The organism is Flavobacteriales bacterium (assembly GCA_019694795.1).
Classification (GTDB): Bacteria; Bacteroidota; Bacteroidia; order Flavobacteriales_D; family UBA2798; genus UBA2798.
On record JAIBBF010000017.1, the window covers coordinates 14,809 to 26,948 of the forward strand.

General features: G+C 41.6%; 8 protein-coding genes. 7 read left to right on the forward strand and 1 reads right to left on the reverse strand.

The genetic code is table 11. The features are described 5' to 3' along the window. Positions 1–81: 81 nt before the first annotated feature. From K1X56_07300 to K1X56_07330, 7 genes are all read left to right on the forward strand, one after another. The gene (locus tag K1X56_07300) at positions 82–1,839 is read left to right on the forward strand and encodes a M23 family metallopeptidase (GenBank protein ID MBX7094507.1); all 1,758 of its coding nucleotides are present in this window, start codon (positions 82–84) and stop codon (positions 1,837–1,839) included. After that, positions 1,836–2,738: a tRNA (adenosine(37)-N6)-dimethylallyltransferase MiaA gene (miaA, locus tag K1X56_07305; GenBank protein MBX7094508.1), complete on the forward strand. Its 903-nt coding sequence runs from the start codon at positions 1,836–1,838 to the stop codon at positions 2,736–2,738. The genes K1X56_07300 and miaA overlap by 4 nt, the downstream gene beginning before the upstream one ends. Continuing rightward, positions 2,738–3,967 (forward strand): MFS transporter, encoded by a 1,230-nt coding sequence (locus tag K1X56_07310; GenBank protein MBX7094509.1) that lies wholly within the window; start codon positions 2,738–2,740, stop codon positions 3,965–3,967. Before miaA ends, K1X56_07310 begins: the two co-directional genes overlap by 1 nt. A gap of 77 nt (positions 3,968–4,044) precedes the next feature. Continuing rightward, a complete protein-coding gene (locus K1X56_07315) occupies positions 4,045–5,232 on the forward strand; it encodes an MFS transporter (GenBank protein ID MBX7094510.1) in 1,188 nt (395 codons plus the stop codon). 149 nt (positions 5,233–5,381) lie between these two features. Next, positions 5,382–6,254: an RNA polymerase sigma factor RpoD/SigA gene (locus K1X56_07320; protein ID MBX7094511.1), complete on the forward strand. Its 873-nt coding sequence runs from the start codon at positions 5,382–5,384 to the stop codon at positions 6,252–6,254. A 26-nt stretch (positions 6,255–6,280) separates the two neighbouring features. Beyond that, a complete protein-coding gene (locus tag K1X56_07325) occupies positions 6,281–6,964 on the forward strand; it encodes a hypothetical protein (GenBank protein MBX7094512.1) in 684 nt (227 codons plus the stop codon). Between the two features lie 35 nt (positions 6,965–6,999). Then, on the forward strand, positions 7,000–9,105 hold the full coding sequence (locus tag K1X56_07330) for a DUF5060 domain-containing protein (protein ID MBX7094513.1): 2,106 nt from the start codon (positions 7,000–7,002) through the stop codon (positions 9,103–9,105). On the opposite strand, the gene K1X56_07335 is transcribed toward K1X56_07330, so the two are convergent. Beyond that, on the reverse strand, positions 9,102–12,101 hold the full coding sequence (locus K1X56_07335) for a histidine kinase (GenBank protein ID MBX7094514.1): 3,000 nt from the start codon (positions 12,099–12,101) through the stop codon (positions 9,102–9,104). The genes K1X56_07330 and K1X56_07335 overlap by 4 nt on opposite strands. Between the last annotated feature and the right edge of the window lie 39 nt (positions 12,102–12,140).

A 12,140-nucleotide genomic window follows, 5' to 3' on the forward strand; every position in this document is an offset into this window, starting at 1 on the left:
CAAGGCATTCAGGCATAATTCATGCTGGGGTATTTTTGTATCACCCCTGGTGACGGGCAGTAAAAACAGATCGATTCTCCAATGAAAACCAGATTTCTATATAGCAAGCGCATGTTGATGGTCCTCAGCATAATGATGTTTCAACAAGTTTATGCACAAAACTATCCCAAAGGCTATTTCAGATCTCCGCTCGATATCCCCCTTTACCTCTCCGGTAGCTTCGGGGAATTAAGGGCTAATCATTTTCATACGGGACTCGACATCAAAACCCAGGGCGTGGAAGGCCTGAAAGTGTATGCCGTGGCCGATGGATACGTTAGCCGAATCAGGGTATCGCATTATGGGTACGGACTGGTGATGTACATCAATCACCCCAACGGTTACACGAGTGTATATGCACATTTGAGTCAGTTTAACACGGTACTTGGGAAATACGTGAAGGATAAGCAATATGAACTGCAAACCGAGGAAATTGATCTGGATTCGCTACCTGAAGGAAAATTTCCGGTGAAAAAAGGTGAGGTCATTGCCTTATCGGGTAATTCGGGAAGTAGCGGTGGACCCCATCTCCATTTTGAAATTCGTGAAACAGCAACGGAAAAAGCCTTGAATCCATGGTTGTTTGGTTTTGACATCAAAGACGATGTTCGTCCCACTATTCATGATATCAAAATCTATCCTTTATCCGACAAAAGCGTGATTTCGGGTCAAGGCCAGGAAAAAACATTTTTAGCAAAAGGAAGTAATGGTCATTATCAGTTGAAAGATTCGGTGGTAAAAGTGAGAGGTGAAGTCGGATTTGCCATTCACACGATTGATCTGACCACCGGCTCGGGAAATTTATGCGGTGTGTATGAAGTTGAATTATACATGAACGACAGTTTACTCTGGAAACAACAAATGTCCTGCATCGACTTTTCCACCAATCGCTACATCAATGCGCATATGGATTATCTGGAACATCGCGACGACAAAAGCAGTTATCACAAATCATTTATCAGTGGCAATAATCAATTAGAAATTTATCCCGTTAAAGTGAACAATGGCTGGGTGACCATTAAAGCCGGTGAACGAAAAAAAATGAAGTATGTGGTGAAAGATATTAAAGGGAATTTATCGCAATTGAATTTCACCATCGAAAGTGATTCCACCCTATTAAAAACTGAAAAAGCTGAACCATGTAAGGCACCCAAATCGGGTGAATTCGGATTGTTTCCCATTCACTGGGATCATCCTAACGTGATTAAGTTTATGGATTTTGAAGCTTTGATTCCCATTTTCGGTATCTATGAAAATCAATGTGTAGTGGTAGAACGATTAGCCCGGAGAACAAATGCTTTGTCCTTCACCTACAAAATCGGCGACCCGAACAAACCGATGCAGGATTATATGGAAATTGCATTACCAACGGATAGTATTGCCGATTCGCTTCGTGCATTTGCTTTAGCGGTTTACATCAATGGAAAAGGAAGAATCAGTTCGGAAGGCGGTAAATGGGAAAACGGACATTTAAATTTTAAAACCCGAAGTTTCGGAAGTTATGCAGTTATGCTGGATACCGTTGCACCTGTGATTAGTCCCGTAAATATTTCGGAAGGGAAAAACACTGCTGCACTAAAAGAGCTGCAATGGAAAGTGGCCGATAATTTATCCGGTGTTGCACAATACAGTGCGTTTATCGATGGGAAATGGATTTTACTTCATTACAACGTTAAAAAGGGAAGTCTGCATTTAAACCTGCAGGAAGAAAAATTGGAAAGCGGATCTCACCGTGTTGAAATTGTTGTGAAGGATGAAAGGGGAAATCGTGCTACATTTGCCTGCAGCTTTACACGATGAGTCAGGAAAAAATTTTATTGGTCGTTTTAGGTCCCACCGCTTCCGGTAAAACCGATCTGAGTATTCGATTGGCATCTTTTTTTTCGACCGAAATCGTATCTGCGGATTCCCGGCAAGTATTTCGCGAAATGAAAATCGGAACGGCGCGTCCGGATGAATCCGAGTGGCAGCATGTTCCCCACCATTTACTTGGTCACCGCTCCATTCACGAAACCTACAATGCCGGCATTTTTGAAGAAGAAGCTTTGGCCTGCATTGCATCGATCCACCAAAAAAACAAGACGGCGATTTTATGCGGTGGAACGGGTTTTTATATTCAATCGGTACTCGAAGGTTTTGATGATGTTCCCTCGCGCGATGAAGAAATTCGTTCGAAACTGACGCAGGAATATGAGTCGGCCGGAATTGAATTCCTGCAACAAAAACTACTGCAATTGGATCCTGCTTTTTATCAGGTGGCCGAACTGCAAAATCCACAGCGATTAATTCGCGCATTGGAAATTATTTTAGTAACGGGCAAATCGCCATTGGAATTACGCAGCGGAAAAGCGAAAGATCGTCCATGGAGAAGCATCTACATCATGCCTGATCTTCCGCGTGAAGTTTTATATGACCGGATCAATAAACGGGTGGATCAAATGATTGAAGCGGGAATGGAAAATGAAGCGAGGAATTTATTTCCTTATCGACATTTAAATGCTTTGCAAACGGTAGGTTATTCGGAATGGTTTTCTTTTTTTGAAGGTGAAATTTCGAGAGAAAAAGCCATTGAACTTATCAAACAACATACCCGGAATTATGCTAAACGTCAACTGACCTGGTTCAGAAAATTACCGGATGTTCATCTGGTGGATCCGCATTTACCGATTGAAAAAATTGTTCAACAAATCGGATTATAATGCGGAATTGGTTTGCTTCGTATAAAAACATCGACCGCTCTGTTTTTCTATTGATCATTGCAGAATGTTGTCTGCAATTAATCAATGCTGCTTTTATGTTGATTTTATTAATCTACATGCAAAAAAGCGGCTATCCCGATTATAAAGGCGCCGATTTTATCAAGTACCGATTCCTCTCCGTTTTATTGTTTTCGGTACCGGTTGGATTGTACATCCGCAACCGCCCGATTCGTCCCTTGTTTTATTTTGCTTCACTGGTAGTCCCCATTTCTTCTCTGGTTATTTTATATGCGGTGGAACATCATTACGACTACCTCATATACGGCGCTCAATTCATTTGGGGAATAGGATTTTCCTGTATACAAATTGCAGCACTTCCTTACATACTCCGGAATTCGAGTCCGGGCACCATTACCGAAGGGATTTCGTTGAGTCATGCCACATGGAGTATCGCCGGATTATTTTCCGGAATTTTAATTTATGCATTGCATGGTTATGATCCCGTTTCATTTCATGAACGGAATTTACTTTTTCTGTTTGCCATTGCCGGATTCGCTGCTGCATTGTTTGTAGCGATGATGGACAAAAACGAAAAACTGAATGATCCGGAAGCTGTGGATTCGGAAAAAAATAAAAATTACGACTGGAATCTAATTATTGAAGCATCAATTCCGATTGTGATTATTGCCGTTGGAGCAGGATTAACCATTCCGTTTATTTCTCTTTTCTTTTTTAATATACATGGCATCGATTCGGATCGTTTTTCACTGATTGCTGCACTGGCATTGGGTTTAGTGGTTACCGGCACCATGCTCGTACCTCAGATAAAAAATCGTTTAGGTTATCGTTTAGCTGTACCCCTCACCCAATCGCTCGCCGTGCTTTCTCTTATTGCTCTTGCATTTACCGAATTGTGGAAAGGAAATTCCTGGGCATTGTATCTGGCGATTTTCTTTTATGCTATTCGTCAACCTCTCATGAACATGGCAGGACCAATGACCTCGGAAGTCACCATGAATTACGTAGGCAAACGCAACCAGGAAATGATGAGCGCACTCAGTGCCAGTATTTGGAGCGGGAGTTGGTTTATTAGCGCCTACATGTTTGAACTCCTGCGAAAAAACGACATCAGTTACATGAGTATATTCCTCATTACATCCGGTTTATATGCAGTGGGCATTATCGCTTATGTACTTTTATTCCGAAAGCACGAGCAGAAAAATGCATGAAAATTATTTATGGATTACATGAATAAAATTTCTGCCCAAATCATTGCACTGTAATATTTGTACCTACATTTGTCGCGATGAATAAAGAGCGCGTATTACTGATCATGCTGGCCAGCCTGCAGTTCACCAACATTATTGATTTTATGATTATGATGCCTCTGGGCAAACAGATCATGGAGCTTTTCCGGATAGAGACTTCGCAGTTCGGTGTGGTGGTGGCTTCCTATACGCTTTCGGCATGGGCTTCGGGTATGGTGGCTTCTTTGTTTTTAGATAAGTTCGATCGTAAATCATCCTTGTTGTTTACATATTCCGGATTTATCACCGGTACTTTTTTATGCGCACTTGCACCCAATTATGAATTGTTGGTAGGAGCGCGGATTCTGACCGGAATTTTCGGCGGAATTTTAGGTGCTCAGGTTTTAGCCATTGTTGCAGATACGGTTCCTTTTGAGCGAAGAGGTACTGCAATGGGGATTATTATGGCCGCTTTTTCACTGGCTTCTGCATTGGGAGTTCCTATTGGAATTTTTATTGCCAAACACTGGAACTGGCAAATGCCTTTCATTGTAATCGGATCGTTGGCATTTATCATCTGGATCATTGCTTTTTTTGTACTTCCTTCCATGCGGGCACATTTACAAAATGTGAAAAAAGAAAGTCCCTTTTTACTTTACAAAACCGCTTTCACCAACAAATATCAGCGCAATGGTTTGCTCATGATGATCATCATGATGTTTGGTCACTTTATGATTGTCCCCAACGTTGCCACCTACTTGCAGTACAATGTTGAGTTCAGCGAAGAAAGCCTGATGTGGGTTTATCTCTGTGGTGGAATAATTTCGATTTACTCGAATCCTTTAGCGGGACGTTTAGCGGATAAACATGGTAAGGAAAAAATATTTATTGTGTTTGTCCTCCTCACTACTCTCCCTGTTTTTCTCATCACCCATTTGGGTGTGGTTCCGGTTTATGTAGCAGTTGGAATTACGACTTTGTTTTTCGCTTTTTCGGGTGGAAGATTTTCTCCGGCTCAGGCTCTGATTTCGGAAACGGTAAATCCGCAACACCGGGGCAGTTTTATGAGCTTTGTTTCCGCCATGCAGCAATTGGGTGCCGGACTAGGCGCTTTGATTGCAGGCATCATTATGAGTACGGGTCCCGACAAAAAAATCCAGGGTTTCAACGTGGTAGGTTACGTGGCCATTGGGGTAACCCTCTGTTCCCTCTTTTTCATCCACCGGATAAGGCCTCCCAAAGCCTGATTTCGTCAGGATTTATAAGCCTTTCATAAGCCTTTCAACAGAGGTTGAAAACTTTCTGCATCCCGTTCCCTCATTCCTTCGTCTTAGGTGTAACAAAAGCTCTAAATCTTTCGTTTAGAAACTGTAAAGCCTAAAATCAGACATATAGAATGAGGCAGTTAAAAATCACAAAACAGGTTACTAACCGTGAGACTTTGTCTCTCGACAAGTATCTCCAGGAGATTGGACGCGTTGAGTTAATCACCGCAGAAGAAGAAGTGGAGCTTGCTCGCCGTATCAGGGAGGGTGACCAAAAAGCATTGGAAAAACTGACCAAAGCGAATCTTCGTTTCGTAGTATCGGTTTCCAAGCAGTACCAGAATCAGGGATTGACCCTGCCGGATTTGATTAACGAGGGGAACCTTGGTTTGATCAAAGCCGCACAGCGTTTTGATGAGACCCGCGGATTTAAGTTTATTTCTTATGCCGTATGGTGGATTCGTCAATCGATTCTTCAGGCCCTTGCAGAACAGTCGCGTATTGTTCGTTTGCCGCTCAACAAAATTGGTTCGATCAATAAGATCAACAAAGCATTTGCAAAGTTGGAGCAAACCTACGAACGTATTCCGACCGATGATGAATTGGCAGAAGTATTGGAATTAACCCCTGAAGAAGTTAAACAATCGATGCGGTATAGTGGTCGACATGTATCCATGGACGCTCCTTTAAAGGAAGGCGATGACGACAGTTCGAGCATGTATGATGTATTGGTTGGAGAAGACAGTCCGAGTCCCGAAGGTGGATTAATCAAAGACTCGCTTCGTCGTGAAATTGAACGATCGCTCACTACCCTCACTCCCCGTGAAGCAGATGTGGTGCGACTTTATTTCGGATTGGGTGGAGAACATCCTTTAACCCTTGAAGAAATCGGAGAACGTTTTGATTTAACCCGCGAACGTGTTCGACAGATTAAAGAAAAAGCGATTCGTCGTTTGAAACACACTTCGAGAAGTAAATTATTAAAAGCTTATCTCGGTCAGTAATGATTTTCTTAAAACAAATTTTGGCAATGGCATGTCTGAGCGGCATGCCATTGATCTTTTCAGCAATGATGGTGCACACCAATACGACAGGTCCGATTTCTTCGGACGGGAAAATTGAATTAAAAGCCTTTGAAAATAAAAAAGGTAAAATCACTGAATTCAGTGATTATTATTTCAACACCGGTAAACAATCCTACTTTATTCAACCCTGCGGAAATTCCTTATTCAGCAATGGAGTGATCCGCAGAATAGTTGGAGAAAAAATTCACATTATCGGTGAACTAAAAAACGGACAATGGGATAATTGTTCCAGTGAAATGGTTCAAAGCAGAACCGGGGAATACCTCATTATTTCTACGATTGAATTATTGAATGATCCGGAATATTTTATTTCCGACGGAAGCGGAAATGCTTATGATTTGCGACAAAATCAAATTCATTATATCCCTGTAAAACCCGAAAATTCTTCATCTGGAATGTATTCGGGAGGCGAGGAAAAAACAACTTCGATTGATTTGTTATCCTACCTGGATTTACGCGATCAGATAAAAACGCTGTGCATGGATAAAGCATTGCACATTAAAAATCGCGTTAAAGGAAGCGTGGGAATTCGTTGGAAGGAAAACAATAAGATAAAATCGGTGATTGTTTCCGACGAAAGCGGTGCAAAAATTCTTCAATCCTTAAAATCGGCTTTACACGGAAGATAAGCTTGCTTTATGTATTTTTGAAAAAATACTCCTGCATGCGTTTTATCTTTTTATTGCTTTTGAACATTTCATTTCTGCAACTACATGCACAATCGAAATTGTTCACGATTAGCGGATCAATTTCTAAATCAACCTACACTGTTTTAAAGCACCAGAAAGTTGAATTCGGCTTGAAACCGGATCCTGCCATCTTGCATCAGATTGAAGATTATCTAAAGACAAAAAAAGGTGGTATCAATCCTTATGCAGAGGAAGATATTACCATTCGTTGTTCTTTTTTATCTCCCTCCGGAAAAGTACGTGAAATCGACGCCTTTTATTTTGTTCCCTATAAACGCGATTTGAATCAAAATAAATGGAACAAGGATAGTACCTCTACTCCATTCCGCATTCGCTTTGCACCCAATGAAACCGGAAAGTGGGCCATGGCTGTGCGAATCATGATAAAAGGTGAGGTAAAAGAAATACTTCCTGATTTCAACTTTCAGGTAGAGGCATCTTCCTCCAGAGGTCATCTCCAGTTACCCGGGAAAAAGAGTCCGAATCAACGCCAGCTGATTTGTTCGGAAGATCAAAAAAGTTTTTTTGCCATTGGAGAAAACATCACCCATTCCAACTACATCCAACTCGACCCGATCAGCCATGAACGTCATAAAAAATGGATTCGTCAGATGGCCGATAATGGCGGTAATTTTTTGAGAATGGAATTTGGAGCTCAAAATTTTTTAATCGACTGGCTGGATCTGGAGGATTATTCCGGAAGAATGAATTACGCCATGGCTTTTGATGAAATTGTGGATTTATGCAGCGAGCGCGATATTTATTTTATCATGTTTAATCACCATGTTGAATACGATGCAGCGGAAGTGGATAAAGGCTGGCTGGATCGTCCGGTACAATGGAAAAAAAATCCCTACCACACGCAATTGGAAATTGAAAATTCGGAGGACGTATTTACTTCTGAAAAGGCATGGACCTATTTAAAACGCAGGTACCGATATATTTTTTCCAGATGGGGATATTCGCCACAATTCAGTATTTACGAATTTTCGGAAGGCGATAACGTATTCGGAAAAAATGCAGAAGGAAAATCGAAATACCACAACGATAAATCGATCCGGAAATCCTTTAATGAATTTATAACCCGGCTTAAAACATACATTCAAAAAGACCTTGGCTATTCGGAAAAAATAGTAGGCGTTAGCTTTGCATCCAATCCCGACGAACGCGCCATGGAGCAGCATATTTATTCCATTGCGGATATGTGTTTCGTTCACAAATACGGAGAACAAAAAGATGAGAATTTCATTCAACGCTGGGGAATGATGGATCGATTGTTTGCTTCTTTTTCCAAACCTTGCTTAATGGAGGAAATGGGTCCGAACGATGGTAACCTTTATTGCTGTTCTAAAATTCAATACCACAACGATATGTGGTCGACCGCCTTTATGGGTGGAATTGGTTGTGGTATGCATTGGTGGTGGGACCGTGGTATTCACGATAATGGTTATTATACCGACTTAAAAGCCTTATCGAAATTCTGGCAGAATGAGGATTTGAGCGACCGCGAATATTTTCCAAGAAAAACATCCGATAAAATGTCGTTCACCGTTTCTGCACGCAAAAAAAGGAAAATAGAAACTTTCTATTTACGCGATAAAAGTGGCGATCGTATTTATGGCTGGACCCACAACGCTACGGCATTTTGGTGGAACGAAAGCAATGCCTGCATGGATGAACTGAAAGCGAAAAAATATTTAAGTAAACCCTGTAAAATGGAAGATGGAGCAGAATTAGGTTGCGCTCCACCTTGCGCTGCGTGGATCGATTATGGAAGTGATCGTTTTAAAGATGATTACGGAAAAATTATTCCGCTGGAAAAAGAAATCATCGTTATTCCCGGATTAAAAATGAGTCCCCTCTTTGGTAAACACCACTACTACCAGGTGCAATGGTTTTATACCGGCGGAAGCGGGGGATTAATGCAGGAAGCGGTGATTGGTACAGATGCAGGAGGAAATCTGAGTATCAGAGTCCCGAAGATGGGTCCCGATTTACCCTATAACGATTATGCATTTAAAATCCGTTATGTGGGTTTACAAAAAGGAATAAAGGCAGGTCCATCCAGTGGTCCCTTTTAATTTCCATCCACTGCAATCCTGATAATGACCCGCGTGCCTGCTGCTTGATTTTTTTCATCGAATAAATCCTCGATCTGTATGGCACCGGAATCTTTGATATCGCCGCTTTGTTGATTGAGAAGTGCCAGTCGTTCCTGTGTTACGATTAAGGCCATGGATTTATGCTGTGCATCTTTTTGCATTTTATTTTCGAACGCCTGTTTTCTTCCAATGCCATTATCCTCTACCATGCATTCAAGAATTTTTCCGTGCAGACGAAACTCAATTTTAATATGTCCCCTTCGTTGTAGTCCGCTGAAACCATGGATCAGTGCATTTTCTACAAAGGGTTGAAGTAAGAGTGAAGGAATCATGATTTCAGAAGTATCGATGGATTCATCCGTGATAATTTCGAAATCGAAAGAATCGTTGCGGGTGAATCGTTCGAGCAGGAGATAATCTTGCAGGGTTTCTACTTCTTTTTCGAGGGGAATTAATTGTTCTCTTGAATTTTCGAGAATGGAACGCATTAAGCGGGAAAATTTTGCCAGATAACTTCGCGCTGTCTTTTCATCCTTTTGAGTGATGAGTCCCTGAATAGAATTCAATGCATGAAAAATAAAATGCGGATTCATTTGCAAACGCAGTGCTTTCTGTTCCAGCTCCACCATTTGTTTTTCCACCTTTAATTTTTCGCGCAGTGCTTTATGCCGTAAACGCGACCGGCGGGTAATGAGGATAATGACAGATGCAATAATTATTACGAAAAATAAAATCAATAATAATCGAAACCACCATTGTTGCCAGAAGGGTGGATGAATGAAAAATGAATACTGCAAAGGCTCGGTGGAAACTACTCCGTCTTCATTGATGCCCCGGACCATAAATACATAATCGCCGGGAGGAAGATTGGAATAGGTGACCTCACGCTTAAGTGAAAGCGGCGACCATTCTTCATCGACCCCATCCAGTTTCCATTGGTATTTTACGGAAACCGGACTCCGCTGATCGATTCCTATAAATTCGAAACCAATATGGTTTTCATCATAATTCAATTGCAAATCGTCGTCGATCTCTCCCCATTTCGATACGTGATCTGCAAAGCGTGTATTGGCAATGGGCTGATAAAAAAGATTGATTCCGGTAAACCGCATGCGTGGTGCAAAATTATTTCGCTCCGAACTGCGGGGATCGTGTCGCGTTAATCCGTTGATCGTGCCAAACCAAAGCGAACCATCGCGTGTTTTGGTAACGGAATTCTGACATGTTTCTATGCCTTGAAATCCTTCTGACTTTCCATAATGTTTTTTTTCGGTGACTTCCGAATTCTCATTGAGAATTAAATGATCCACTCCATTATCTGAACCCGCCCAGAGATTATTTTGGTCGTCGATTTCGAGCAGGTAAAGGTTGTCGGAACTTAGTCCGTTATCTTTAGTAAACCGTTCAATTTTTGCGCTGCGGTAAATATCTACGCGACTCAATCCTCCTCCACCGGTAGCCACCCAGAGAAATCCGTTTTTATCCTCACGCATTCCTCTAACAATCGCGCTGCTTAATCCTTCTTCGAGCGAATAGTTTTTAATGGATTCATCGCTGATTACGCCAATTCCTCCGCCTTCGGTACCATACCAAATTCTTCCATTCTGATCCTGATGTAAACAATTCACCCTGCTTTTACTTAAACCATCGCCTTCTGAAATTTTGCGTGCTGTAAATGGATGTTCATTCGTAATTACAGTAATTCCTCCTCCTGCAGTGGCCAACCATAATTTACCGCTTTTGTCACGTAAAATATCTTTAATCCAGTTACTGCTTAATCCATCACGCGTGGTGAAATTTTTAAATCCGCTGCTATCTTTTCTCCACAATCCTTTTCCCTCCGAACCCAACCATATTACACCGTTATTATCGCAGAAAATGGATTTTACTTTTTCATCCACAAATCCCGAATCGGCATTGTAATGGATGATCTCTCCATTTCGCAAATTCATTTTTAAAACACCCTTTACGGAAGTTCCCATCCATAAAACGGAATCACCCTGGTGACAAAGCGAAAAAATATAATTTCCTGCTAATCCGTTTTTCTCCGTATAGTGAATAAACTGCTCGCCGGAATAGCGGGATACTCCTCCTCCACTTGTTCCCACCCAAATATTTCCCCAACTGTCCTCGTACAAGGTACTCACATGATCATTGGCCAATCCTTCCTGCACACCAAAATGGGTGATGAGTGAATCGCTTAACCGAATGCGATAAATTCCTGCATCATAAGTGGCAATCCAGCAATTTCCTTTTTTATCGTACAACACATCGTGAATGATATTGCTTTCGAAATTTTCATTCAGTATTGAAGGACTAGCCTTCGATCCGGAAAAGAGTTGGAGTCCGCCGCCATACGTCGCCACCAGTAATTCTGATTTTCCCCATGAACGAATGCTACGCACCAGCACATTGGTAAAACCATCTTTACGGCGATAAGTAGTTGCCGCGAGCGAGCGGTTCACAGAATCCAAATGATTTAATCCGAAATCATCGCCATACCAAACCGAATTTTTTCCATCGATAAATACCGAAGAAATCATATCGCGGTTGAGGGCATGCTTGCAACTCACACAGGTGTATTCACCATTTTTAAATACGTACAATCCTTTATTGGTGGCCAGCCAGAGAATTCCGTTTTTATCTTCGGCAATGGCGTTGATGGGAACCGGATTGGATTTATACTCGAGTGGATAATTTTGAAATTTCTTTCCATTGTAAACCGAAATTCCGACCGCTGTTCCAATGATGATTTCTCCTTTTTTATTTTTAATAAAACACGAGATAAAATCATTGATTAAACCATCACGGGTTGTGAGCTGACGAAAACTGACGCCATCGAACTTGCTGATTCCTCCTCCACGCGTACCGAACCAAATGTATCCTTCGGGATCTTCGATGATGGCAAACACCTGCGATTGAGCGAGACCTTCACCAACGGAATAGTTCCTGAAATTGACCTGCTGTGCGGCCAAACCGGAACACCAAAGCAAAAGACATATGGAAAAGTAATT